The organism is Rhizobacter sp. P5_C2, assembly GCF_054049715.1.
In genome coordinates this window covers 68335-93715 of the sequence record NZ_JBFULV010000024.1, presented here as the reverse complement: position 1 = coordinate 93715, position 25381 = coordinate 68335, and the positions used below count along the sequence as shown (strand labels likewise).

Sequence of the window (25381 nt, the reverse complement as noted above, 5' to 3'; positions counted from 1 at the left end):
GCACCGCCGTGGCCACCGCGGTGCTGCGCCTGCCGTGGCGCGGCGCGCTGCCGCAGGCACCGGCGCTGGCCGAGGTGGCGCGCCGGCACCGGGCCTTTCCGCTGCTGAACACGCCGCATGCGTTCGCCGGCGCGCTGCAGGACACGCTGAGCCTGGTGCTGATCGCCGCCGTCCTCGGCCCGGCCGAAGCCGGCTTCTGGGGCCTGGCGCTGCGCTACCTGAAGGCGCCGGCCACGCTGGTCGGCAGCGCGGTGTCGCAGGCGCTGTACCCGAAGCTCGCCGCGGCTGGCGCCACGCCCGAGGCCCGCCACGCGGTGCGCCGCGTGATGGGCCTGCTGGCGCTGCTGGCCGCGCCGCTGGTGCTGCTGCTGTGGCTCGCCGGGCCATGGGCCTTCGAGGCCGCGTTCGGTCCGGCCTGGCGCGAGGCGGGCGTGCTGGCCCGCGCCCTCGCGCTCTACGTCGGACTGCATTTCGTCGCCAGCCCGCTGGCGGTGGTGACGATGGCGTGGCAGGCCCAGGCCTGGGCGCTGAAGCTCGCGCTTGCGGGGCAGGTGGCCTTCGTCGCCGCGCTGGCCGCGGGGCTGGCGCTGGGCGGCCTGGCCGGTGCGGGCTGGGCGGTGTCGGCGGCGATGGCCGGCTACTTCGGCCTTTATTTCTGGTGCCTGGCGCACTGGCCGATGCCGGCCGGCGCGGATGCCATGGTGCCGGCCAACCCTTCGGCGACACGATGAAGAACCTGCTGCGAGCAACCCTGAACCGCTGGCGCCGCCGCGTGGCCCGGCTGCTGATGTACCGCATCGTGTTCGGCGAGCGCTCGGGCGGCCGGCTGCTGGCGAACACCCGGCTGTCGCCGGCCAGCTGCATCGAGCACGAAGAGCGGCTGGTGCTGGGCGACCACGTCTACATCGGGCCGTTCAACTTCATCGAGGCGAGTGGCGGCATCACGCTGGGCGACGGCGTGCAGGTGACCAGCCACTGCAGCCTGGTGACGCATGCATCGCACCGCTCGCAGCGCCTGCTCGGCGACGGCTACACCAACTGGCCGGCCGCGCAGCCGCGGCCGGGCTGGATCGCCGGACCAATCGAGATCGGTGCCTATTCGTTCATCGGCCCGCACAGCCTGATCGAAGCCAACACGCGGCTCGGCCGCGGCACGCTGGTGTGCGCCGGCAGCTTCGTGCGCGGTGAGTACCCGGACTTCGCGGTGCTCGAAGGCCGGCCGGCGCGCGTCGTCGGCGATACGCGGCGCGCCGATGCCCGCCTGCTGGACCGCTACCCGTCGCTGCGGCCGTTGTACGAGGCCTGGGCCGGCGAGGTTCCGCCGCGATGACGCTGAAGCTGGTGTTGATCGGCGACGGCCAGAGCCCGCACCTGCTGAAGTGGGCGCGCGCGCTGCACGGCCGGGTCGAGCTGTGGGCGGTGTCGAGCCGCGGCTTCGATGCCGGCTTCGATGCCGTGCTGCCGGCCGCGCGGCGGCTGGCGCTGGACACGCGGCCGAACTTCGCTGGCGGCAACATCGGCCTGCTGCGCCAGCTGCCGCGGGTGGTCCGCTGGCTGCGCGCGATCGGGCCGGACTGGCTGGCGCCGCACTACCTCAGTTCGCACGGCACGCTGGCCTGGCTGGCGCTGCGGCTGGGCGGCGTGCGGGCGCGCATCGCCGGCTCGGCCTGGGGCTCGGATATCCTGGTCGCGCCGGTGCGCAGTGCGCCGATGCGCTGGCTGACGCGACGCGTGCTGGCCGCCTGCAGCCTCGCCACCAGCGACTCGGCCCACATGGCCGAGCGCATGCGCGCGCTCGGCGCCGGCGAGGTGATGGTGTTTCCGTTCGGGCTCGAGGCGATGCCGCCGATCGCGGCGACCAAGGAGCCGGAGCTGTTCTTCGCGAACCGCGGGCTGGAAGCGATCTATGCGCCGGAGCGCGTGCTCGATGTGTTCGCGGCGCTCGCCGCCGACCGGCCCGCGGCGCGCCTGGTCGTCGCCAACGACGGTTCGCTGCGCGTTGCGCTGGAGGCGCGCGCGGCCCGGCCCGACCTCGCCGGGCGCGTGCAGTTCGTCGGCCGGCTCGACGCGGCGACGCAAGCGCAGTGGTACGGCCGCGCGCGCTGGTACCTCAGCCTGCCGCTCAGCGATTCGGTGTCGGTCTCGGTGCTGGAGGCGATGGCCCACGGCTGCATCCCGCTGCTGTCGGACCTGCCGGCGAACCGCGAGCTGGTGCAGGATGGTCGCAACGGCATCGTGCTGGCCGATGGCGAGATGCCCACATCGCAGCGCCTGCAGTCGCTCGCCGAGCGTGCCGACGAGGTGGCGGCCGGTCTGCGCGCCTGGATCGCCGCGCATGCGATGTTCGACGACAGCGTCGCGGCCTACGTGCGCCGGCTGGAGGCGCTGTCTGCGCCCGGCACTCGCGGAGACCCGGCGCCATGAACATCCTGTACCTGAACCACTACGCCGGCACGCCGGCGCTGGGCATGGAGTACCGGCCGTACTACCTGGCGCGCGAGTGGGTGCGCGCCGGCCACCGCGTGCGCATCGTGGCCGCGACCGTCTCGCACGTGCGCTCGCGCCAGCCGGCACCGGGCCGCGAGCAGGTCGACGGCATCGAGTACGACTGGATCGCCGCGCCGCGCTACCAGGGCAACGGGCTCGGCCGGGTGCGCAACATCGCGGTCTTCCTGGCGCGGGTCTGGCGCCGCAGCGCGGCGGTGGTCGACGAGTTCCGGCCCGACGTCGTGATCGCGTCGAGCACCTACCCGATGGACATCTGGGTGGCGCGCCGCATCGCGCGGCGGGCGCGCGCGACACTGGTGTTCGAGGTGCACGACCTGTGGCCGCTGTCGCCGATCGAGCTGTCGGGCATGTCGCCGCGGCACCCGTTCGCGCTGCTGTGCCAGAAGGCCGAGGACGATGCGTACCGCGTGGCCGACCGCGTCGTCTCGATGCTGCCGAAGGTGGCGCAGCACATGGCCGCGCACGGGCTCGACCTGCGCAAGCTGCACATCGTGCCGAACGGCATCTCGCCGGACGACTGGGCCGGCGAGCCGGCGCCGCTGGAGGCGGCCATCGCCGCCCACATCGCGGCACAGAAGGCGCAGGGCCGTGCGGTGGTCGGCTATGCCGGTTCGCACGGCCTGCCGAACGCGCTCGACGTGCTGCTCGATGCCGCAGCGTTGATGCGCGACGAGCCGGTGGCCTTCGTGCTGGTCGGCGACGGCATGGAGAAGGCGCGGCTGGCGCAGCGCGTGGCGGCCGAGGGCCTGCACAACGTCGCGCTGTTCGCGCCGATCCCGAAGACGCAGATCCCGGCGCTGCTGCGCGAGGTCGACATCGCCTACATCGGCTGGCAGCGCACGCCGATCTACCGCTTCGGCATCGCGCCGAACAAGCTGATGGACTACATGATGGCCCGCTGCGCGGTGCTGCATTCGGTGGAGGCCGGCAACGACCCGGTGGCCGAGGCCGGCTGCGGCGTGACGGTGGCGCCGGAGGATGCGCCGCAGGTGGTACGCGGCCTGCACGAGTTGATCGCCGCCGGGCCAGAGGCGCGCCGCGCGATGGGCGAACGCGGCCGCGCGTTCGTGCTGGCCTATCACAGCTATCCAGTGCTGGCGCGCCGCTTCGTCGACGCCATGCAGGAGGGCCGCGACGCATGAGCCGAGAACCGGATCGGGTCGCCGAACGCTATGCGCGCCGCCAGGTGGGCGACCGCTACAGCATGCTGCGCCCGGAGGTGTGGCAGACGGTGCACGAGCGGCAGCGCGCGATGCTGACGCTGTTCGCGCGGCACGGCGTGCGCGACTTGCCGGCGCTGCGCCTGCTGGAGGTCGGCTGCGGGCAGGGCGGCAACCTGCTGGAGCTGTTGCGGCTGGGCTTCAGGGCCGAGCACCTGAGCGGCATCGAGCTGCTGCCCGATCGCGTCGCCGAGGCGCGCCGCTGCCTGCCGGCGGCGCTGGCGCTGCACGAAGGCGACGCGCTGCAGGCGCCGATCGCCGAGGCGTCGCAAGACCTGGTGTTCGTCGCCACCGTGTTCTCGTCGCTGCTCGACGATGCGTTCCAGCAGCGGCTGGCGGAGGCGATGTGGCGCTGGGTGAAGCCGGGCGGCGCGGTGCTGTGGTACGACTTCACCGTCGACAACCCGCGCAATCCGGACGTGCGCGGCGTGCCGCTGGCGCGCGTGCGCGCCTTGTTCCCGCAGGGGCGCATCGACCGGCTGCGCGTCACGCTCGCGCCGCCGATCGCCCGGTTCGTGTGCCGGGGCGGGGCCGGGTGGTATTCGGTCTTCAACGCGATGCCCTTGCTGAGAACGCATCTCCTTGCCTGGATCGAGAAGTGATTGCAATGCATTCATTGACTACAATGACGCCTCCTTTTTCTACCGGGGGAGCGGCATGGCCACGTTGATGATCCGCAGCATGAGCGAGCGTGTGAAAGCCGAGCTTCGGGTGCTCGCGGCCCGGCGGGGGGTCTCGATGGAGCAACAGGCCCGGGACATCCTCGAACAGGCCGTGCTGGGGCCGGCACCCGACGAGCCGTTTGCGCAACGCATCCAGCAGCGCTTTGCCAAGGTGGCGGTCGACGAGCTTCCGCTGCCGCAGCGGCAGGCGCCGCGGCCGCCGCCCAAGTGGAGCGGCAAGTGAATCCTGCCCGTGTGCTGCTGGACACGAACGTCTTGTCGGAGCTGATGCGCCCGCGCCCGGACCCGGCCGTGCTCGACTGGTTTGCCGCGCACGGCACGAAGACACGCTTTCTGGTCTGCGCGATCACGCAGGCCGAGATCCTGCTGGGCATCGCGCTGCTGCCGGCGGGCAAGAAGCGCAGCGCGCTGGCGGAGGTGGCTGAACAGATGTTCGAACAGGAATTCCAGGGCATGAACCTGCCGTTCGACGCGGCGGCTGCGCAGCAGTACGCTGCCATCGTTGCGCTGCGCCATCGGCGGGGCCGGCCGATCTCGGTGGAGGATGGACAGATTGCGGCCATCGCCGCCCACCACCGCGTGCCGCTGGCCACGCGCAACACCAAGGACTTCGACCACCTGCCCGGGGTCCTTGTCCTGAATCCCTGGGAAACGGGCGCCTCCTCATGAACACTTCCACACCGGCATCGCTGCCGTTCCTCCCCTTCGCCTTGCCCGAGATCGGCGACGAAGAAATCGCCGAAGTCGTCGACACGCTGAAATCCGGCTGGGTCACGACCGGCCCGAAGACCAAGCGCTTCGAGGAAGACTTCACCGCCTTCCTCGGCGACCCGGGACTGCACTCGATGGCCGTCAATTCGGCCACCGCCGGGCTGCACCTGGCGCTCGAGGCGCTGGGCATCGGCCCGGGCGACGAGGTCATCACGACCACGCACACCTTCACCGCCACCGCCGAGGTGGTGCGCTACCTCGGCGCCGACGTGGTGCTGGTCGACATCGATCCGCGCACGCTGTGCATCGACGTCGCCGTGGTCGAGGCCGCGATCACGCCGCGCACCAAGGCGATCCTGCCGGTGCACTACGCCGGGCTCGCGGCCGACATGCAGTCGCTGCTGGCGCTGGCGAAGCGGCACGGACTGAAGGTGGTCGAGGATGCGGCGCACGCGTTGCCGACGACGGTCGGCGGCCGGCTGGTCGGCACGCTCGATTCCGACGTCACGGTGTTCAGCTTCTACGCCAACAAGACCATCACGACCGGCGAGGGCGGCATGGTCGTCACGCGCGACGCCGAGCTCGCGAAGCGCATCAAGGTGATGCGGCTGCACGGCATGAGCCGCGATGCGTTCGACCGCTTCACCGCGAAGGTGCCGAGCTGGTACTACGAGATCGTCGCGCCGGGGTTCAAGTACAACCTGACCGACATCGCGTCGGCGCTGGGCATCCATCAGCTGAAGCGGGCGCGTGCGTTCCAGCAGCGGCGCACGGAACTGGCGGCGCTGTACGACGAGGCGCTGGCCGGGCTGCCGGTGGTCCTGCCACCCAAGCCGCCCGCGGGAGAGCAGCATGCCTGGCATCTGTATGTGCTGCGGCTGGCCGACGGTGCGAAGGTGTCGCGCGACGTGCTGATCGAGCGCCTGTTCGCCGCCGGCATCGGCTGCAGCGTGCACTACATCCCGCTGCACCTGCAGCCGTACTGGCGCGAGCGCTACGACCTGAAGCCGGCGCAGTTCCCGCAATCGCAGCTGGCGTACGAGCGGATGCTGAGCCTGCCGCTGTACACGCGGATGACCGATGGCGACGTGAAGCGCGTCGCCGACGTGGTCCGCGCGACCCTGGCCTGAGCCGGCAGATGGGCAAGCGTGTCTTCGACCTGGTGCTATCGGCCGCCGGGCTGATCGTGCTGTCTCCGTTCTTCCTGGCGATCGCTGCGTGGATCAAGCTCGATTCGCCGGGGCCGGTGTTCTTCCGGCAGGAACGTGTCGGGCGGCTGGGGAAGGGCTTTCTCATCCACAAGTTCCGCACGATGCGGCATGCGCCGCACGAGCACGGATCGCAGATCACGGTGGGCGCCGATGCGCGCATCACCCGGGTCGGGCACCTGCTGCGACGCCACAAGCTGGACGAGCTGCCGCAGCTGATCGACGTGCTGGCCGGCACGATGAGCCTGGTCGGGCCGCGTCCCGAGGTGCCGCGCTATGTCGCGCTCTATCCGCCGGCGCTGCGCGAGAAGGTGCTCAGCGTGCGTCCCGGCATCACCGACCCCGCCTCCATCGAGTTCCGCGACGAGAGCGACCTGCTCGCGCGCGCCGCGGATCCGGAACGCACCTACATCGAGCAGGTCATGCCGGCGAAGTTGCGCAGCGCGGCCGACTATGTCGATCACATGTCGGTGCGGACCGATCTGCAGCTCATCGGGCGGACCTTGCGCCGCCTGTGGCTGCGCTGACCCTGCCCGCCCCATGAGCGCTCATCTTTCCATCTGGCACCGTCTCGACCTCGCGCTGGCGCGCGTGCGCCCGTACCGCCGGCCGGTGTCGTTGCTGATCGACGGCGTGATCGTCGCGATCTGCTGGAACGCCACCTACCTGTTCCGTCTCGGCTTCGAACGCTGGTTGCATGCGCGGCCCTCCTACGATGGGTGGGTGATGGCGCTCGTGGTCGCCGCCTACCTGGTCGTGTTCGCGGCGGCAGGGATTCCGCGCGGCATGTGGCGGTTCTCCGGCTTCGGGGAGGTCAAGCGCCTGACACTGGCGTGCCTGGTCAGCGGAATGCTCAGCGCCGCCGTGGTGCTGATGGCGCAGCTGGCCGAGGTGCCGCGGGCGGTGCTGGCCCTGCATCCCTTCGTGTCGCTGATCGGCCTGTGCATGGTGCGCGTGGCCTACCGCATGCTGTATGAGCACGCGCGCTCGCAGATCACCGGTGGCGATGCCGAGGTCCGGCGCGCGCTGGTGATCGGCGCCGGCGAGGCGGCCAAGCGGCTGCTCGCGACGATCCACCACCAGGGCTGGATCGTGCTGGGGCTGCTCGACGATGACCCTGCCAAGCGCGGTGCGCGCATCGGCGGCGTGCCGGTGCTCGGCACGCTGCAGGACCTGGGACGCGAAGAGCTCCGCGGCGCCGCGACGCACGTGATCGTGGCGCTGCCCGGCGCCACGGCCGCCCAGCGCCGCCGCGCCATCGAGCTGGCGTCGGCGACGGGGCTGCCGGTGCTGATGGTGCCGTCGGCCAGCGAACTGCAGGACGGCAGCGCGCGCATCGAGCGGGTGCGCAACATCGAACCGGAGGACCTGCTCGGCCGTGAGCCGGTGCTGCTGGATGAAGCGGGCGTTTCCGGCTTGATCTCGGGCAAGACGGTGCTGGTGACGGGTGCCGGTGGCTCGATCGGGTCCGAGCTGTGTCGACAGGTCGCGCGCTACGGTCCGGCCCGCATGGTGCTGTTCGAGTTGAGCGAGCTGGCGCTGTACCAGATCGAGCAGCAGCTCAGCGAGCTGCATCCGCACCTGCCGCTGGTGCGCCTGATCGGCGATGTGAAGAGCCGCGAGCAGATCGGGCACGCGTGCAACACCTGGCGGCCGCAACTGGTGCTGCATGCCGCGGCGTACAAGCATGTGCCGCTGATGGAGGACGAGAACGCGTGGATGGCGCTGCACAACAACACGCTGGGAACGCTTCAGGCCGCCAGCGCAGCGGCAGAGGCCGGTGCCGAACGATTCGTGCTGATCTCGACCGACAAGGCCGTGAACCCGACCAATGTCATGGGCGCGAGCAAGCGGGCTGCGGAGATGGTGCTGTCGCACCTGTCGACCCAGGGACTGCGGACGACCTTCGCGGCTGTGCGTTTCGGCAACGTGCTGGGGTCGAGCGGCAGCGTGATCCCGAAGTTCAAGGAGCAGATCGCCAAGGGCGGGCCGGTCACCGTCACCCATCCCGACATCACGCGCTACTTCATGACCATTCCCGAGGCGGCGCGGCTGGTGCTGCAGGCCGCCGCGCTCGCCGAAAGCGGCCAGGTCTACGTGCTGGACATGGGCGAGCCGGTGCGCATCGTCGACCTGGCGCGCGACCTGATCCGGCTGTCCGGGCACCGCGACGGCGAGATCGGCATCGTGTTCAGCGGCCTGCGGCCGGGCGAGAAGCTGTTCGAGGAATTGCTCGCCGATGCGGACGCGACGCTGGCATCGGCACACCCACGGTTGCGGGTGGCGCAGCTGCAGGAACCGGCCAGCGGGATCTGGCTGGAGCGGCTGCATGCCTTCCTCGGCAGCACGTCCACGGCAACGCCGCCGGCCGAGTGCCGTCGCTTGCTCCAGGCGTTGGTGCCCGAATACAAGCGGCCCGATTGAGCCGTTTGGGACCTCGTCACAAAACTGTGACAATCCAACGCTCGATTCCAGGAAACCCCGTCGCCGTGAAGAACCGCCTCCTGTTCCTGGCCGTGCTGGTCTGCTGCCTGCCCGCCACTGCCTACGCCTACATCGACCCCGGAAGCGGGATGCTGCTGTGGCAGGGCCTGATCGCCGCGATCGGTGCGGTCATCGTGTTCGTGCGCAGTCCGTGGCAAGCGATCAAGCGACTGATCGAGCGGTTGCGCCACAAATGAGAGACCCGCAGGGCCGCATCCGCTTCGAAGGCGAGCGGGTGTTGCGCACGTTGGTGCAGCCATTGCCGTCGGGACATTTTCTTCGTTCGCAGCTGGCTTCCGGCTGGGTTGCCGACCAGCGCATGGTGGGCTTCGAATGGCTGGATGAAACCACCCTGCAATCGCCTCGCTTTCCCTTCGTGACGCAACCCACCGAATGGTGCGATGCGCAGCTTCACGCGGCGGCGAGGTTGACGCTCGATCTGCAGCAGGAGGCGGTGCAGGCCGGCTTCGACCTGAAGGACGCGTCCGCCTGGAACGTGCTGTTCGATGGTTGCCGCCCGGTGTTCTGTGATCTCCTTTCCTTCGTGCCGCTGGCGGAGCGCAAGTGGTGGGCGATGGGCCAGTTCGCTCGCCATTTCCTGTTTCCGCTGCTGGCCTCGCGGCGTCGCGGCCTGAGAGGGCATGAAGTGTTCGCGATGGGACGCGACGGCATGTCTGCATCGACTGCGCGCCAGCTGCTCGGGCGCTCGCTGTACTTGAGCCGCTACGGCTCGTTGCTGCTGGGCGAAGGGGGGCGCCTGGGGCAGGCACATTCCAGTGTTGTGTCGGCGGCCGATACAGCGTCGCCTGGTGCCGCCGTGTCGTTTCGTACTGGCCTCCATGCGGCGCTCGATTGGATGCTCAACGGTGTCGCGCCGTCGGCTCCGCGCAGGGCCACTGCGCCGGGCTGGTCCAGCTACGAACAGGATCGTCCGCACTACGAAGGCGACAGCCTGGATACCAAGCGGCGCGTGCTGGCCGAGTGGTTGGCTCGTATTGCGCCGGCCTGGGTGATCGACATGGGCTGCAACACCGGCGAGTATTCGCGCATGGCGGCCGGCACCGGCGCACAGGTGGTTTCGCTGGATGCCGACCACGACAGCATCGAGCGACTCTTCCGCCATGCTCCGGCCGGTGCTCGCCTGCATCCCGTGATTGCCCAGCTGGATGACATCGGCGGCGGGCGGGGTTGGGCAGGCGCCGAGCACCCAGGGCTGGCGTCGCGGCTGGCCGGGCAGTTCGACTTGGTGATGATGCTGGCGCTGATCCACCACCTGGCGATCGGGGCCTCGATCCCGCTGCGTGAGATTGCCGGCTTTGCTCGAGCCTGTTCCCGCGGCTGGCTGATCGTCGAATTCATCGATGTGGCGGACGCCCAGCTGGCCTCGTTGTGCAGGCAAAGGCAACGTTCTCCGCAAGAGTTCACGTCGGACCGCCAACGCGCCGCATTCATCGAGGCGGGCTTCAGCGTCGAGGCTGAGCTTGCGTTGTCGCCGGCCCCCCGCACGTTGGCATTGCTGCGAATCACGACTGAATGATTTCCTCCGCTTCCCGCAAGGACCTCGTCGTTGCGACGCTGGTGCTGTTGTCCGTTGCCGGCGAGCTGGCGCTGCGCGAGCTGTACTACCGCTTCTGGGCGGAACTGCCTGGCCTGTTGTTGGTGGGTGCCGCTTGGCTTGCCATCCTGCTGACCGTGCTCTGGTTCGCGAGGCCGGGCCGATCGCCCAGGTTCGACGTCGTGTCCCGCGTCGGCCTGTTCGTGTCGTTCGCCTTCTGGCTGGACATCTTCGGCGACGCGGTCAGCGGCCTGTTGGCAGCAGAAGGTACCGGACGTGAGCTGGTGCACGCCGTCGGTTTTGCCTGCTTTGCATCGGGCGCATGGTGGGCGCTTCGGGTCCCGCCGATGCGCTGGGCTGCGATCAGGCGGGCTGTCTGCGCAGTCGCCGTCTTGTTCGTTGCCAGCCAGCCGATCGTGGCGGCGATCCATGCGCCGACGATTGCCTGGCCGGGTGGGGCGCAGCCGGCCGGTGCGCGCGACACGGTGGTCTTCCTGCTCCTGGACGAGCTGAATGCCTCCTCCGCCGGACCGATCGTCGAGGCCTTGGCCAAGGCAGGTCGTGGCGTGCGGATCAAGTCCCTGGTGCCGGTAGGCGATGCAACGGCGAAGGTGGTGCCTGCCATGTTCGCGGGCGGGCGCTTTCCGGATGCCAAGCCGTGCTCGATTGCCACGGTGTGCAGCGGTGGGCGCGTCCTCGATTTTTCCAAGGTGATCGCGAGCCGACCGGATGTCGATGTCGTTGGCTTCTATGAGCCCTACTGCAAGATCAGCGGCCTGCGCAGCTGCGTCCAGGCATTTCCCAGTTCTCCGGCGCTCGAGGCCGAACGCTGGTGGTGTGCGGCGTTGCGCAGGTCCGTCTGGCTGTCGAACAAGGCGGGGGCCGCAGCGGACAACCGATGTGCAGCACTGGGTGGCGAGACCTGGTCGGCTCTGGCCACGCGCATCGAGCAGGGGATAGATGCCGCTCGCGTGTGGCGAGAGGGTGGTTTCCTGTTCGCGCATGTGCCCCTGCCTCACCCGCCCGGCGAGGGTGGCGGTGAGCCCCTGTCGACGCACTACGCCAACAACATCTCGCGCGCCGTGCGCCTGGTCGACCGGGTGGTGGCCGAGGTGACGCGCGAGCCGGATCGCCGGTTCACGATCGTGGTGTTTTCCGACCACCCTCTGCGCTCCAGCGTCTGGTGCAATACCACGCAGTACCGACGCAACGGCTGCCCGCTGCCGCAATGGTTGGTCGATGACAAGGTCCCGCTGATCGTCGCGGGCGACGTACCGCCCGCTTTCGACGAGATTCAGCAGAACAACGAAGTGTTCCGGCTTTCATCTCGCTGAACCGGCCATCCGTCAGCGGGTTCGGCGAAACACCATCCAGCGCGGCGTCTTGAAGCGCACGATGCGCGAGTACAGCCACACGTACACGACCACGAAAACCAGCAGGAACCAGGCGAGGATGGCGCTGCTGTTCCACCACAGCACGCTCGGGATGATGGACAGCAGGCACAGCAGCCACAGGTAGGGCGAGGTCATCGAGTTGCGCCGTGTCAGCCTGCGTCGTTCGAGGTTGTTCTCGAGCGTCCAGCGGATCAGCCGGCGGTGGATCAACGTGTGCAGGTGGATGCCGTCGGGCGCACCGGTGGCGACCCCGCGCACGAACTTGCGCCGGTACATCGTGAAGATCGTCTCGAACACCGGGTACGCGCACAGCAGCAGCGGGAACATCGGCGACACGCCGGGATTGCGATGGACCAGCAGGATGCTCAGCTCGGCCAGCAGGAAACCGAGCAGATAGGCGCCGCCGTCCCCGAGGAAGATGAGGCCGGCCGGGAAGTTCCAGACGAAGAAGCCCAGCACGGCCCCGGCTGTGATCAACGCGGCCGTGAAGACGAAGGTGTCGCCAACCTGGAACGACACGTAGGCCAGCGCCAGCACCATCATCAGCACGCACATCGAGGCCAGGCCGTTGAAGCCGTCGATGATGTTGATGGCATTGGAGACACCTGTGACGACGAAGACGGTCAGCAGCCACGCGAACGGCAGCCAGCGGATCGCCGTGTCGATGCCGGGGATGTCGGTGCGGCCGATCACCGCGTCGAGCAGCCAGATGCCGAGGGCAGACGAGACGGCTGCCGCCAACAGGCGACGACGCGGCGAGACGTTCTTCGTCAGGTCCTCGGTGATGCCTGCGATGAACGCGGGAAGGCTGCAGAGGATCAGCAGCCACAGCCAGGGAGCGACCGCCGCATCGTGCCATTGCGCAATGCCCGCGCCCGCCAGCACGGCGGCCATCACGCCCGCACCGCCGACGCGCGGCACCACGCGGGCATGGAATTTCTGCGGCCCGGTCAGGTCGTAGTCGGCCGACAGGTGGCCATGCCGCATCGACGACCGCATGATGAGCAAGGTGGCGAGCAGGCCGACCAGGAAACAGCTGGCGAAGTAGATCATGGAGTCGTGTCTGGAAGGGCGTCGTTCGGTGACGGGGGCCGGCCCGGCCGGTGCGGTCCGCCGACGCGAGTCGATCAGGGGGATGCTTGCTGCAGCATCCAGTCCAACGTGTCGCGCAATGGGCGTGGCTGCCAGTCGGGCAGCAGCGCACGCAGCCGCGCGGCGCTGCCACGCAGGCTTTTGACCTCGTTGGCGCGCACGAAGGCCGGGTTGACGCGAACGTCGATCTCGTGCCCCGACAGGTCGGACACGAGGCGAAGGACCTCACGCAGGCTGCAGCCGCGCTCGGAGCAAACGTTGAAGGTGCCGCGAGGCGAGGCATCGAGCAGGCGGCCATAAGCCTCGACGACATCGCGAACATCGGAAAAGTCGCGATCGACGTCGAGGTTTCCCAGTTCGAGCGATTCAGCCCGGCGCGCGAAGGCGTCGACGATCTTCGGGATCAGGAACTGCTTCGACTGGCCGGCGCCGGTGTAGTTGAACGGGCGCACCACCGTGATCGGCAGCTTGCCGGTCCACAGCGCAGCCATCTGCTCCATCGCCGACTTGCTGACGGCATAGTCGTTGGCCGGCTGTGCCGGCTGCTCTTCGGTGATCGGATCGACCAGGGCGTTGCCGTAGATGTTGGCGCTGCTGGCCAGCAGCACGGTGCCGAGCCCCGCGGCGACAGCGCCGGAGTCCGACAGTGCGCGCAGCAGGTTGCGGGTGCCGACGATGTTGGTCCGGTAGATGGCATCGGCATCGTCATGCGCGACGAACGAGATCGCCGCCAGGTGCACCACGTGGCGAGGTGCCACGCGGTCGATCACCGCGCGCAGGGCAGCCACGTCCGACAGGTCGGCGACGTGGTGGGTGGCATCGGGAGCCTCGTCGCTGCGGATCGTGCCGTGGACCTCGTAGCCTGCGCGCTGCAGCACGCTGGCCAAGTGCTGTCCGGTGAACCCGTTCAGCCCCGTGACCAGGACTCGCGGCGCCTTGGCGGACATCTCAGAACGACACGCCGCGCTCGACACGGCGGATGTCTTCCTGGACCATCTTGGCGCACAACTCCTCAAGCGTCGTCTTCGCTTTCCAGCCCAGCTCGCGCTCGGCCTTGCCCGGGTCACCGATCAGCAGCTCGACCTCGGCCGGTCGGTAGAACTCCGGGTTCACGCGCACCAGCGTGCGGCCGCTTGCCTCGTCGATGGCCACCTCGCGTTCGGCCTCTCCTTCGAAGCGCAACTCGTAGCCGGCCGCCTTGGCGGCCATGCGCACGAAGTCGCGCACCGTCTCGGTCCGGTTGGTGGCGAGCACGTAGGTGTCGGGATGGTCGGCCTGCAGCATCAGCCACATGCCTTCGACGTACTCGCGCGCATAGCCCCAGTCACGCTTGGCGTCCAGGTTGCCCAGCTCGAGCGTGTCGAGTTCGCCGGCACGGATGCGCGCGAACGCATCGGTGATCTTGCGGGTCACGAACTCGCGGCCACGCAGCGGGGACTCATGATTGAAGAGGATGCCGCTGGAACCGAAGATGCCATGGGCTTCGCGGTAGTTCACCGTCATCCAGTGCGCGTACAGCTTGGCCACGCCGTACGGGCTGCGCGGATAGAACGCGGTGGATTCAGACTGCGGGATCGCCTGCACCTTGCCGAACATCTCGGAGGTGGAGGCCTGGTAGAAGCGGATCTTCGGGTTGACGAGCCGGATCGCCTCGAGCAGGTGCAGCGCGCCGACACCGGTGATCTGCGCGGTGGTCGTGGGTTGCTCGAATGACACGCCGACGAAGCTCTGCGCCGCCAGGTTGTAGACCTCGTCAGGCTGGATGCGCTGGATCAGCGAGGTGCAGACACCAGGATCGGTCAGGTCGAACTCAACCAGCTTCAGGTTCGCGTGGCTGCCGATGCCCAACTCGTTCAGGCGCCAGAAGTTGACCGAGCTGGTGCGGCGATACGCGCCGAACACGCGGTAGCCCTTGGACAGCAGCAGCTCTGCCAGATAGGCGCCATCCTGGCCTGTGATTCCGGTGATGAAGGCGGTACGTGTCATGGGGATGTTTCGAAGGATCGAAGGACCGGAGCAGGCAAGAGGCCAGGATTATAGGTTTGGGGAGACGCGTGGTTCCACCGCGCCGGCCAGCAGGCGCCGGTACAGCGACAGCGTGCGCGACACCATCGACTCGGCCGTCAGCTGCGTCAGGAAGCGCTCCTTTCCGGCTGCCCCGAAGCGCGCGGCCAAGGCATCGTCCTGCAGGATGCGGGTGAGCGCAGCGGCCATCGCGCGGCCGTCGCTCACCGGCACGTTGAGGCCTGTGACCTCGTGCTGGTTGACCCAGGGAACGCCGGACCCGGGAATGTCGGTCGTCACGATCGGCTTGCCCATCGCCATGGCTTCGAGCAGCACCACGCCGTAGGCCTCGGCGCGCACGATCGAGCTGAGGCAGAACACCGATGCGGCCTCGAAATAGCCGGGGATGTCCTCGTCGGGAATGCGGCCGACGAACTCGATGCGTCCGGCCAGTCCCTCGGCGGCGACGCGATCGCGGTAGGTTTGCAGCAGCTCGCCGCCGCCGCCGACCACCACCACCGCGTCGGCAGGGAGCGAACGTGCCGCGTCGATCAGCACGTCGAAGCCCTTGTAGTAGGTCATGCGGCCGAGCGAGAACACGATCTTGCGTCCGCCGAAGCGCTCGCGCAGTGCGCGTGCCTTGTCGGCGGCGCCGCGGCTGTCGATCGGCGTGATGCCCAGCGGGATGACCTCGACCTTGGACTTCCAGGCCTGCAGCGAGGGCGAGGCCTCGGCGTATGGCGGCGTCGTCGCGATGATCGCGTCGGCGCGTCGCAACAGCCAGTGCTGCAGCGGCTCGTACAGCTTCAGAGCGCGGCGCTGGTTGATCACGTCGCTCTGCCAGTGAAGCACGATTTTCGCGCGTGGCCGGGCGAACCACAGGGCCAGCGCAGCCATCGGGTCGGGCATCTGCACTTGGATGACGTCGTAGTCGTCGCACATGCGGCGTGCCTCCAGCAGCATCGACGGCGACATCGATGTCGACAGCAGCTTGCCCAACGAACCGGCCCGCACGATGCTGTAGCCGGCGGCACTGCGCTCGCGCAGCGTACTGGAACCGGTGTGTGCGCACAGCACGTCGGTCTCGACGCCCTGGCGGTTCAATCCCTCTGTCAGCTCGAAGGCGACGGACTCGATGCCGCCCATCACCGGGGGATAGAACTTGCTGATCTGCAAGGTTTTCAAACGTGACCTCGTCCGGCGAGGCCGGCGAGGCCGGCATGTTCCAGGTGTTGGAGCAGCAGCTGCGCGGCCGCGTCCCAGGTGAAGATGGCGAACCGTTGCGCGCCACGGCGACGCAGGTCGGCGCGCAGGCCTGCATCGTCGACGACGCGGGCAATGGCCCCTGCCATGTCCGTGATCGATGTCGGATCGAAATAAACCGCTGCGTCGCCGCACACCTCGGGGATCGATGCTGCATTCGACGCCACGACCGGGCAGTCCAGCGACATCGCCTCCAGGGGCGGCAAGCCGAAGCCTTCATACAGCGAAGGGAAGACGAAGGCCAGCGCGTTGGCATACAGCGACTTCAATTGCCCATCGCTGACCGGCCCGGTGCGCACGATGCGTGCATCTTCGCGTTGCGCCGTCTCCCCGGCGAACACGGCGCTGTTCGTTCCACCGACCAGCACCAGCCTCAGGTCGGGATGCGGCAGGCGCCCGAAGGCCTCGACCAGAGCCGGCAGGTTCTTGGTCGGGTTTGCGCTGCCGACGGCCAGCAGGTACGGCACGCCGGTCAGTGCGAGGCGCCGCAGTGCGGCATCGTCCGGTGCGATCGACTGCATGTGCGTCGCGGCGCAGGGAACCACCTTCAGGCGGCCCGGCGCAATGCCGAGCCGCTGCGCCAGGCGCGCCTGCGAGAAGCGCGAGATCGTCAGCAGCAGCGCGGCCGATGCGGCCAGGCGCTTGAAGAGGAAGCGGTACCAGGCGGCGAATGACCTGGTGTAGGCGGCCGGCTGGTCGAACACGGCCGCATCGGGAAGCATGCAGACTTGCCCCCGCTTCAGCAGGGGCGCGGGCCCCGAGAGGTTCACCAGCCGGCCTCCGCGGCTCGCCCACGGGAGCGCCAGTTGCTCCCAGAAATGCAAGCCGAAACGGCGCGCGCCACAGGTCCGGATCGTGATGTGGCGCAGTGGCGGTGGCGTTGCGCCGGGAGGGCACAGCAGGATCCATTGGTCCGCGGACCCGCGTGTCGCCAGGGCATTGTCGAGCGCCTCGACGAGACCGAGCGCCAGCCGCTGCACGCCGGTGATGCGCTGGGCGGTGAACTTGCCATTGAGGAAGATCCGGGTCATCGGGATGGCCCGGCAGGTGCGACATGGACGACGCCCGGTGCGGCCGGCACGGCGGCTGGCCGGCGGGACGCACGCTGCAGCGCGCCTGTGGCATGGAGCAACTTCAGCAGAAGCCAAATCAGCGCGACCGAGTAGAGTGAAAGTGCCACGAAGTTGCTGTGGATGCCTTCGGCAATCAGTCCCATCGGGAAGGTGAAGAAGGCGAGGTAGAAGAAGGTGGAGCCCAGGCGACGGCTGATCATCCAGCGGTCGTAGCGGTAGGAGAGGTAGCCGGCGAACGACGCCGACATCGCGATCCCTGCGTATCCGAAGTTCAGGAACCCCTCGAGAGCCATGGACGGATAGACGAGGACACCAGCCTCGAAGTTGCCGGGCAGCACGACGGCTGTCATGTAGGCGGCCGTCAACGGAGGCTTGTCGGGCCACAGGTTGCGCGGGATGAAGTGCGTGAAGATGCCGACGTAGCTGGAGCCCCACAACTGCTGCAGCTCGCCCCGGGCATGCGCGAACAAGGCATTCGCGATCGTGGGCAGCAGGTCCAGTCGGCCCATGAACAGGCGCCAGATGATTTCCGAGTCGTCGATGAAGTAGCTCAGCGCGTCGAGGTAGACGGAGGTGCTGCCGATCTCGATGCTGCGCACGTAGCCGAAGAACGACACGATGAAGATCAGCACTGGCGCGATCACGACCAGCCACAGGGGCGAAACGCGCTTGACGTGCTTGTCGTACAGGTAGAACAAGCTCAGGATCAGGATGATCAGTCCCCCGCGGCTCGCGCTGCTGGCGGCTTCGAGCAGGTAGATGAGGATGCAGGCCAGCAGGTAGGCCCCGTGGCGCCGGTGGATGAAGTAGAAGGCCATCAGCATCAGCAGCGCCAGTTGCCCGATCGAGAAGGCACGGAAGATGTAGGCCATGCCCTGGTTCTGGGTGCTCTGCGACAGCTCGAGCTGGTTATAGCCCCCCGGCAGGATGGCTACGACAGCCAAGTAGTTCAGTACCTTGCTCGCGATGAAGACGACCGTGCAGGCGAGGGCTAGGCGGCGGCTATTCTTCACCGTGAAGTGCTCAGGCGCCGGCTGCGGACGCTGTCCGTGCGAACTCAGCAGGTAGCCGGCATTGAAGAACACCAGGAACAGCGAACATTGGAGCAGCGCCGAGATGATCCAGGGGTTCTCCGCTTCGTCGAAGTACTGGGTGGACTTCAGCACGAAGTAGAAACCGAAGAACAGCGCCGTCCAGAACCCGGAAGAGAAGAGGTAGGTTCGCAGTGTGTAGATTGCCGTGAAATTGACGGCAAGCAGCGTCACGATTGCCAGGTCGCACAGCAGCAGGGCCAGGTTGTCGGGCTGCATCAGGATCAGCAGCAGTCCCGTCGCGGCAGCGGTCGCGATCAGCGTCGTGACGCTCAGCGGGCGGCCGACGGCGCCCGGAGCGGCAGGTGCGAGATTCATTTCCGACGCACTCGCTCGAGCAGCAGCGAGAGGAGGAGAAAAACGGTTCGCACCGCGGTGTAGACCTCGCGTGTCACGAAGTTCGTACCGAGCCACTGGCCCGGAACGACGCCGTTCGCGCAGCGGCCGTACTCGTGGTGCAGCGCGGCCACCGCCTGGTTGGCGGCCGGCGACAGGGCCCAGCGCAGCAGCGGCGAGCGGAAGATCAGCGCTTCGCGCGCGATCAGGCAGGCGACGGCAGCCTTTCCTCGGGAACTGGTCCAGTACGCCGGGAAGTCGTTCTCGACATGGCCAAGAAAGCGCTGCAACGCTTCCGCCAGCGCGCTCAGGCGGCCGGCAGACAGCGACGCCGAGGTGCTGCCCCGGTGCAGGCGGTAAGCGCAGGCTACTTCTTCGGCGCAGGCCTTGCCGCCTTGCTGGCCCAGTCTCGCGAACAGCAGGTCGTCGGAGAACATCAGCAGGGGCAGGTCGGGGATTCCGCCGACACGCAGGTAATCCGACACCCGGAACACGTAGCCGGTACCGAATGAATCACGCAAGCCCCAGCCGCGCGAGGACAGGAAGTCGGCAGCGGTCTCGAGCACAGGCACCGGCTTGCAGGGCCGGATCAACTGCCCGTGTTGGTCGATCAGGTCGAAGCCGGTCTGATAGAGGCCCGCCGTCGGCTGCTCGGTCCGCAGTCGTTCGATCGTTGCCAGGAAGTCCGGGTAGAGGAGGTCGTCGTGTCCGATCAGCGTGGCGAACTCCGCTGTCACATGCCCGCTTCGCAGCAATTCCGCGACACGCTGCCAGTTGCCCACGATGCCCAGTGCCTGCTCCGCGGGCACGACGGAAATGCGTGGGTCGTCATGGGCGCGCGCCTGAGCGAGGGTGTCGTCGGTGCTGCCATTCTCCAAGATCACCAGACGCCAGTCGGCGAATGTTTGCGCGCACACGCTATCGATGGCGAGCCGGATGTGCTCGCCGCCATTGCGCACCGGCAAGAAGATGGCGTATGTGGCGGCTGCCATAGCGACGTCAGGGCTGGGTCCGCGGAGTCGATTCCATCGACTCGAAAACTTCGATGAGGTTGGCGAAGCGGCGACCCGTCACTGCCTCGTTGCGGATCACGTTGTGCCCAATGAGTCGCCGCAGCCGCATGATGAGGCGGCTGGCGAGCCCCGCGGGCGCCAGGCGTAGCAGGCCGAAGCCGATATGCAGCGCAAGGCCGTACGCTTTCTCCGCAATGGTCATTCTGGCGCACAGCGGGGCCAAGTCAGCCTCGCTCAGCACGCGGTCGAAGTAGCACTTCTTGTACCCGTTGGCGATCTGCAAAAGACGGTAGCGGCGGTAGTTTGGCCGCAGGCCATGTGCCGCCGCATGGCTCGTGCGCAGTGCCTCCATCGCCATCAGCCACGAGTCGTAGTACGAGGTTCCCGGCAGGAGCACGGCCTTGACGTTGGACACATCGGCAAGCTGGTCGTTGTTCTTCAGAAACTTTACGCCGTCGTCGGCGCGATTGTTGAAGTGGAAGAAGCCATACGACTTCGGAGTGATGCCGATCAGCACCAGCGGTTGCGGGTAAATGAGGATGCGGGTCGACTTGAGGAACAGCGCCGGTGTCGCAAAGAAGTCGGGATATGGAGACCGGAAGAACGGTCCCTGCTTCGATAGTTCCCCAATCATTTTGCGGCTGATCAGCGAGAACTGCATATTGGAGCCTACGGGCATGCGGAAGTCCAGGTACCCGCGGGCGATCGCCTCGGCCCGGCGGATGTCGAGCCAGAACGGCTCCGTCTCGGCGAACGTGCTGCTGTGGTCGCGTCTCAGGAAGCCGTCGGGCGCGTCGGGCATCACGCCGGGATACGCATAGTAGAGCGCGCTCGTGTACACAAAGTCGGGCTCAGGAAAGCGATCAAGGGCGCGCAACAGAGTGGCGAAGTAGCCTGGCATCAGACCATCGTCGTCGCCGAGCATGACAACCCAGTCGCCGCTGCTGTGGGCGAGCGCGTTGTTCCAGTTGTCGGTGACGGGAACGAAACTGTCGGTGCGCACGTACTTGATGCGTGGGTCGGCAATCGACCGGACGTAGCCAGCGATGTCTTCCTCGGAGCAGTTGTCGGAGACGACGATTTCCCAGTCGTCGTGATCCTGCCGGCGCACGGTCTCTACCGCGTGGCGCAGATATTCGAGACGGTTGCGGGTAGGCAGCAGCACCGAGAATTTCATTGCGCACTCTCCTTGCGGAAGGCAGCCGTGTAGCTGCTGCCGCGCCAGCCGGTGCGTTCGATCGGAATCAGCAACTTCGCCAGGGCGCGGCCGAGGAAGTGCATCGCGTTGCCGAGAGGCGTCTCGCCGAAGAGGTTTTTAAAGCTATGCGCCCAGCCGAAGCCGTTCCAACCGTTGGCACCAGTGTCAGCGGCAGTGAGCAGCAGCGGTTTAAGACCAATACCGGCGGCATGCTCTACCAGCAGGCGCGCCGGGATCAGCGTGACATGGCGCGGTGCGTCCAGGTGCGACCAATAGCGGCGCAGCACGCGAAACTGGAAAGCGTCGGGGTTCGGCGTATCGAGGACTAGCACACCGTTGGGTGCCAGGCGCTCGGCGACCGCGTTCAGCACACGCCAGGGGTCAGGCAGATGTTCGATGACCTGCCACAGCACGATGACATCGAACTTGGGCAGACGTTGGAGTGATCCGAGCGTGTCATCGCTCTCAATGACCTTCACGCCCACTGTGTCACGCAGATACTCGCAACAGCGTGTGTCCATCTCGATGACCGTGACGTCGAAGCCTGCCTGCTTGGCGAGATGAGAGAAGAGCCCGTAGGCGGGCCCGATCTCCAGGAGCTTGCCGCCGGACGCGTAGCGCTTGACCACGTCGAGTTTCCACGTCTGCAGGCGACGCGCTAGCGCATCATGTTCGTCGATGCTGCGCGGCAACTCGTAATAGCTCTTCGGGTAGTAGCGACCCAGATCGGCCGGGATCGGAGCTAGGAAGATGAACTCGCAGGCGTTACAGCGGTAGTAGTGGAAAACTTCGTCGGTGAGCCGCCGGTTGTAGTCGCGCGCCTGATACACGAGGCGTGACGCTTGAGCGCACTTCGGGCACGGGGGAGGGGTGAGAGTGGCGTCGGTCTTGCTCATATTGTTGTGCCTTGTTGTTCTCGGTCGGGGTTGGTGCTCGTGGCACGCTGAGCATCGCCACGGGCTCGCGGTCGCGTCAGGAGCATGCGTAGGCTGGCTGCGTCGGTAGGTCGCGCCATGAAAAGGAGGAAGGTGGCGACGCCGTACACGAGCACGCCAACGCACAGCGCGACCGCCTGCCCGATCCTTCCAGCATAAATAGAGACACTCTCGGCGATGAGCGCTGGTACGCCGAACGAGGCGACACCCAGCACGATGAAAGGAAGCACCGTGCGGAGGAGCCAGCGGCGGGTCGATGTTTGCAGTACGCGGTGATGGATCGCTGGTACCAGCAGCACTGCGTAGGCGAGGTTCAGCAGCACCCATGCGAGTGCCGCTCCCGTCGCGCCGTAGCGGCCGATCAGGAAGTACATGACCGCAGCATAGGGCGCGATGGTCAGGATGTTGACTCGAAGATGGCGGCCAGGAACCCCGCAGGCCACAGCCACGTTGTAGACGTTGTTGATCGCCGCGCCGATCCAGAAGCCCACGACCAGCAATGCCAGCGACGTCTGCGCGGCAGCAGCTGCGGCCGGATTGATCCACCACCCGAGGATCAGTTTGCCGTGAAAGAGCAGGGCAAAGGCGACGACGCCGACCAGCGACAGCATCGCACGATCGGCCACGCGGTAGCGTTCCAACAACTCGCCTGGCGCACTGCGGCCCTGGACTGCGGCGAACGACGGCAGAGCCGCCGAGCCGATGGCGCCCACCACAAAGGCGACTGTGGAAGCTGCCGTGTACGCGAGGTTGTAGTAGCCGAGTGCCTCGAGGGGCAGCATCTTGCTGATGAGTAGCCGATCGAGCTGGACGATGAAAACTGCCAGCAGTGTTAGCACGTTCATACTGGCTGAGAAGCGCCACACACGGCGGATGGTATCGCGCGAAATCGCTCCGCCCAGCGGCATCGTCGGGTGGACGCGGCGGCAGACGATCACGTACGCGATCACCTCGATCACCGCGCTCAGCGCGGTCCAGCCAAGGAACGCCTCGAGGCTGTGCCACTGCAGAAGGACAAGGATGCCGCCTGCCAGACGCAGCGACGCTGCGGCCGCCTTGACGCCGTTCAGTATGTCCATGCGCTGCAGGCCGGCCAGGAGGCCGGCGTACATGGCGACCGGCCAGCGCAGCGCAAGGTACAGCGCAATGACTCGCACGCTCTGCTCGATCGTCGCGGTGCCGAGCGAGCCGACCTTGAACCAGTGAGCTGCGATGGGGCCGGCGGCCGACGCAAGGGCAATGCCGATCACGACCGCCGAGGCCCAGTAGATCGTTCCCGCCGTGCGCATCAGGCCATCGCTGCCCGTCTTGCCGGGGGTGGGATCGGCGGCGAGCTCGCGGGTCAGTGTGCTTGCGAGCCCGAGGTCGAAGGCGGTGAACGCGATCTGCAGCGTACTGATGAAAGCGACGACACCATAGGCCTCGATGCCGAGCAGATTCACCTGCAGCGGTGTAATGGCGATCGTGAGAGCGGCGATCCACGCGCCACCAACGAGGTTGGCGATGATGTTGCGCCTCACGAGCGACATACTTAGACCTCCGCCGTCGTCGTGCCCAGCAACTCGTGCAGCCGGCGCGAGCAGCCCCAGAAGGCGAGCGGTTCGTAGTCAGGAACTGGATACTTGCCGAGGTCGAGCGCAATGCGCCAACCGTTGCGCTCCAACAGCTGCTCGACGAACGCGCGCACCGAGATTGGCTGTCCTGAGCAGACGTTGATGGTGCCTGCCCCCGGGCAGCGGACTGCCAGTTCGGCGAGGCAACTGGCCACGGTTTCCACCGGCAGGTAGTCGCGCAGCTGCTCGCCGCGCGACATCGGGAAGGAAACGTCGCCGCGCGCGACGGCTGCTGCCAACTGCGGCACCAGCGAGGTTGCGAACTGACCCTCACCATGCATGTAGAACAGCCGTGCCCAAGTCAGCGCGAAGGGCTGCGATGCGCGCAGGAACTCGAGTTGCTGATGCAACACGCCCTTGGCGTGCGCATAGGGATTGGCAGGTGGGGCAACCACGCTCTCGGCAAGCTCGCCGGAGCTCATGCCGTACTCATAGCATGTGCCGGTCACCAGAAGCGAGCCCAGGCCGGCGTCGAGCATCGTGCGCAGGAAGCTGTACTGGCGCGGCAGTTCGGACTCGAAGTGATGCAGAGAGCGATAGTTCGGCAAGCCGCTCCAGGCGAGATGGACTAGCGTGTCCGGTCGGCCGAGTAGTTCGAACGCGTTGAGTCCGGTGGTAGCGAGATCGAGCGCGACGTAACGTACATGCGAAGGCAGGTGCGCAGGGCGCTCGGCGCTGCGGGCCGTCGCGACGACCTCCACGTCGCTGCAACGAGCCAATGCCTGTACCGTATGGCGGCCTACGAATCCAGTCGCGCCTGTGAGTGCGATCTTCATTCGACGTGCAACTTCGGCACAGCAGTGACAAACCTGCCACCCCACTCGCGGATGTAAGCGAGTTGCTCCATCACCTCACCGCGTAAGTTCCAAGGTAGAACTAGCACGTAGTTCGGTCGCTCCTGCTTCAGGCGGTCCTCATCGACGATGGCAATGCGACTACCCGGCAGATGCTTGCTTTGCTTGGCCGGGTTGCGATCGACGACCCAGGGCAGCAGATTTGAGCGCACGCCGGCATAGTTCAGCAGCGTGTTTCCCTTGGCGGCGGCGCCGTATGCGGCGACGCGCTTACCATCACGCTTGGCCTGGATGAGAAAGCTCATCAAGTCGTCTTTGATCGTGTTGGCGCGCTCCTGGAAACCGGCGTAGTACGCGGCCGATGCAACGCCCGCGCCGCTCTCGCGTTCAAGCAGCGCCGACAGCGCCGCCGTGCGTTCGCGGCGGCCGGTGTCGGCCCGCTGTGCAAACACCCGCAGGCTGCCGCCGTGCGTCGGCAGTTCCTGTACGTCGAACACCTGCAGCCCGTTTCTGGCGAAGATGGTATCGACGGCCGTCAACGAGAGGTAGGAGAAGTGCTCGTGATAGATCGTGTCGAACTGGCACTGCTCGACCAGCCGCATCAGGTGCGGAAACTCGAAGGTCGACACCCCGTCGGCCTTCAGCACGCGAGCGAAGCCCGCCACGAAGTCGTTGATGTCCGGCACGTGGGCCAGGACGTTGTTCGCCGCCGTGAGGTCGGCCGAGCGCCCCTGCGCGACGAGCCGGTCGGCGAGCGCGACGCCGAAGAATTCTTCCAGCACCTCGATGCCCTTCTCGCGTGCCGCGGCCGCCGTGCTCGCGGTCGGTTCGACGCCGAGGCAGGGAATGCCGCGCTGCTTCACGTACTGCAGCAGGTAGCCGTCGTTGGAGGCGACCTCGATCACGTGCGATTGCGCACCGAGCTCGAAACGCTGTGCCATGGCAGCGACGTACTCGTCGGCATGCTTGAGCCAGCTGGTCGAGAACGAGCTGAAGTACGCATAGTCGCTCGAAAACATCTCGGAGAAGTGGGCGTAGTCCTCGGTCTGCACCAGCCAGCAATTGGTGCAGGTGTACACGCGCAGCGGATACCACTTCTCGGGGCCGCGCAGGGCGGCCGCGGTGACGTACGAGTTCGACGGTGGCGAGGTCTCGAGGTCAATGAACTGCAGCGTGACGGCTGCTTGGCAATGGCGGCATTTCATC

25 protein-coding genes are annotated in these 25381 nt (G+C 67.3%); 13 read left to right on the top strand and 12 right to left on the bottom strand.

Annotation, left to right across the window (positions count from 1 at the left end):
• From ACXJLU_RS11540 to ACXJLU_RS11480, 13 genes are all read left to right on the top strand, one after another.
• Positions 1-731, top strand: a 731-nt coding sequence (locus ACXJLU_RS11540) for a lipopolysaccharide biosynthesis protein (protein WP_457330944.1), incomplete at its 5' end; no start/stop codon positions are given.
• Positions 728-1330 carry an acyltransferase gene (locus ACXJLU_RS11535; RefSeq protein ID WP_235002002.1) on the top strand — a complete coding sequence of 201 codons (603 nt, stop codon included), beginning with the start codon at positions 728-730 and terminating at the stop codon, positions 1328-1330. The genes ACXJLU_RS11540 and ACXJLU_RS11535, both read left to right, overlap by 4 nt.
• Positions 1327-2424 carry a glycosyltransferase gene (locus ACXJLU_RS11530; RefSeq protein ID WP_457330941.1) on the top strand — a complete coding sequence of 366 codons (1098 nt, stop codon included), beginning with the start codon at positions 1327-1329 and terminating at the stop codon, positions 2422-2424. Before ACXJLU_RS11535 ends, ACXJLU_RS11530 begins: the two co-directional genes overlap by 4 nt.
• Positions 2421-3650, top strand: a complete 1230-nt coding sequence (locus tag ACXJLU_RS11525; protein ID WP_457330939.1) for a glycosyltransferase family 4 protein — start codon at positions 2421-2423, stop codon at positions 3648-3650. The genes ACXJLU_RS11530 and ACXJLU_RS11525 overlap by 4 nt, the downstream gene beginning before the upstream one ends.
• Entirely contained in the window at positions 3647-4330 is a 684-nt protein-coding gene (locus ACXJLU_RS11520) for a class I SAM-dependent methyltransferase (RefSeq protein WP_457330937.1), read from the top strand. The genes ACXJLU_RS11525 and ACXJLU_RS11520 overlap by 4 nt, the downstream gene beginning before the upstream one ends.
• Before the next feature lie 55 nt (positions 4331-4385).
• Positions 4386-4634, top strand: a complete 249-nt coding sequence (locus ACXJLU_RS11515) for a FitA-like ribbon-helix-helix domain-containing protein (protein ID WP_457330935.1) — start codon at positions 4386-4388, stop codon at positions 4632-4634.
• Positions 4631-5080, top strand: a complete 450-nt coding sequence (locus ACXJLU_RS11510) for a type II toxin-antitoxin system VapC family toxin (RefSeq protein ID WP_457330933.1) — start codon at positions 4631-4633, stop codon at positions 5078-5080. Before ACXJLU_RS11515 ends, ACXJLU_RS11510 begins: the two co-directional genes overlap by 4 nt.
• Entirely contained in the window at positions 5077-6252 is a 1176-nt protein-coding gene (locus ACXJLU_RS11505) for a DegT/DnrJ/EryC1/StrS family aminotransferase (protein ID WP_457330931.1), read from the top strand. Before ACXJLU_RS11510 ends, ACXJLU_RS11505 begins: the two co-directional genes overlap by 4 nt.
• A gap of 8 nt (positions 6253-6260) precedes the next feature.
• On the top strand, positions 6261-6857 hold the full coding sequence (locus ACXJLU_RS11500; protein ID WP_457330929.1) for a sugar transferase: 597 nt from the start codon (positions 6261-6263) through the stop codon (positions 6855-6857).
• Between the two features lie 13 nt (positions 6858-6870).
• Entirely contained in the window at positions 6871-8754 is a 1884-nt protein-coding gene (locus ACXJLU_RS11495; RefSeq protein ID WP_457330927.1) for a polysaccharide biosynthesis protein, read from the top strand.
• 65 nt (positions 8755-8819) lie between these two features.
• Positions 8820-9011, top strand: coding sequence for a hypothetical protein (locus ACXJLU_RS11490; protein WP_073462165.1), 192 nt, complete (start codon positions 8820-8822; stop codon positions 9009-9011).
• Complete coding sequence (locus ACXJLU_RS11485) at positions 9008-10351, top strand: class I SAM-dependent methyltransferase (RefSeq protein ID WP_457330925.1); 1344 nt, start codon at positions 9008-9010, stop codon at positions 10349-10351. The genes ACXJLU_RS11490 and ACXJLU_RS11485 overlap by 4 nt, the downstream gene beginning before the upstream one ends.
• Positions 10348-11703 (top strand): hypothetical protein, encoded by a 1356-nt coding sequence (locus tag ACXJLU_RS11480; protein ID WP_457330923.1) that lies wholly within the window; start codon positions 10348-10350, stop codon positions 11701-11703. Before ACXJLU_RS11485 ends, ACXJLU_RS11480 begins: the two co-directional genes overlap by 4 nt.
• A gap of 12 nt (positions 11704-11715) precedes the next feature.
• On the opposite strand, the gene ACXJLU_RS11475 is transcribed toward ACXJLU_RS11480, so the two are convergent.
• The 12 genes from ACXJLU_RS11475 to ACXJLU_RS11420 form a co-directional block, all read right to left on the bottom strand.
• Complete coding sequence (locus ACXJLU_RS11475) at positions 11716-12816, bottom strand: MraY family glycosyltransferase (protein WP_457330921.1); 1101 nt, start codon at positions 12814-12816, stop codon at positions 11716-11718.
• Positions 12817-12890: 74 nt separating this feature from the next.
• Positions 12891-13802: a GDP-mannose 4,6-dehydratase gene (locus tag ACXJLU_RS11470; RefSeq protein WP_457330919.1), complete on the bottom strand. Its 912-nt coding sequence runs from the start codon at positions 13800-13802 to the stop codon at positions 12891-12893.
• A 1-nt stretch (position 13803) separates the two neighbouring features.
• A complete protein-coding gene (gene gmd, locus ACXJLU_RS11465) occupies positions 13804-14841 on the bottom strand; it encodes a GDP-mannose 4,6-dehydratase (protein ID WP_073462170.1) in 1038 nt (345 codons plus the stop codon).
• Positions 14842-14889: 48 nt separating this feature from the next.
• Positions 14890-16044 carry a glycosyltransferase gene (locus ACXJLU_RS11460; protein ID WP_457330917.1) on the bottom strand — a complete coding sequence of 385 codons (1155 nt, stop codon included), beginning with the start codon at positions 16042-16044 and terminating at the stop codon, positions 14890-14892.
• On the bottom strand, positions 16041-17102 hold the full coding sequence (locus ACXJLU_RS11455; protein WP_457330915.1) for a glycosyltransferase family 4 protein: 1062 nt from the start codon (positions 17100-17102) through the stop codon (positions 16041-16043). Before ACXJLU_RS11455 ends, ACXJLU_RS11460 begins: the two co-directional genes overlap by 4 nt.
• Before the next feature lie 47 nt (positions 17103-17149).
• Positions 17150-18604 (bottom strand): hypothetical protein, encoded by a 1455-nt coding sequence (locus ACXJLU_RS11450; RefSeq protein WP_457330913.1) that lies wholly within the window; start codon positions 18602-18604, stop codon positions 17150-17152.
• Positions 18601-19614: a glycosyltransferase family 2 protein gene (locus tag ACXJLU_RS11445; protein WP_457330911.1), complete on the bottom strand. Its 1014-nt coding sequence runs from the start codon at positions 19612-19614 to the stop codon at positions 18601-18603. Before ACXJLU_RS11445 ends, ACXJLU_RS11450 begins: the two co-directional genes overlap by 4 nt.
• 7 nt (positions 19615-19621) lie before the next feature.
• A complete protein-coding gene (locus ACXJLU_RS11440; protein WP_457330909.1) occupies positions 19622-20812 on the bottom strand; it encodes a glycosyltransferase family 2 protein in 1191 nt (396 codons plus the stop codon).
• Positions 20809-21729: a class I SAM-dependent methyltransferase gene (locus ACXJLU_RS11435; protein WP_457330907.1), complete on the bottom strand. Its 921-nt coding sequence runs from the start codon at positions 21727-21729 to the stop codon at positions 20809-20811. Before ACXJLU_RS11435 ends, ACXJLU_RS11440 begins: the two co-directional genes overlap by 4 nt.
• Positions 21726-23297, bottom strand: a complete 1572-nt coding sequence (locus ACXJLU_RS11430; protein ID WP_457330905.1) for an oligosaccharide flippase family protein — start codon at positions 23295-23297, stop codon at positions 21726-21728. The genes ACXJLU_RS11435 and ACXJLU_RS11430 overlap by 4 nt, the downstream gene beginning before the upstream one ends.
• A 2-nt stretch (positions 23298-23299) precedes the next feature.
• Positions 23300-24157 carry an NAD-dependent epimerase/dehydratase family protein gene (locus ACXJLU_RS11425; protein WP_457330903.1) on the bottom strand — a complete coding sequence of 286 codons (858 nt, stop codon included), beginning with the start codon at positions 24155-24157 and terminating at the stop codon, positions 23300-23302.
• Entirely contained in the window at positions 24154-25380 is a 1227-nt protein-coding gene (locus tag ACXJLU_RS11420; protein WP_457330901.1) for a methyltransferase domain-containing protein, read from the bottom strand. Before ACXJLU_RS11420 ends, ACXJLU_RS11425 begins: the two co-directional genes overlap by 4 nt.
• Position 25381 lies beyond the last annotated feature (1 nt).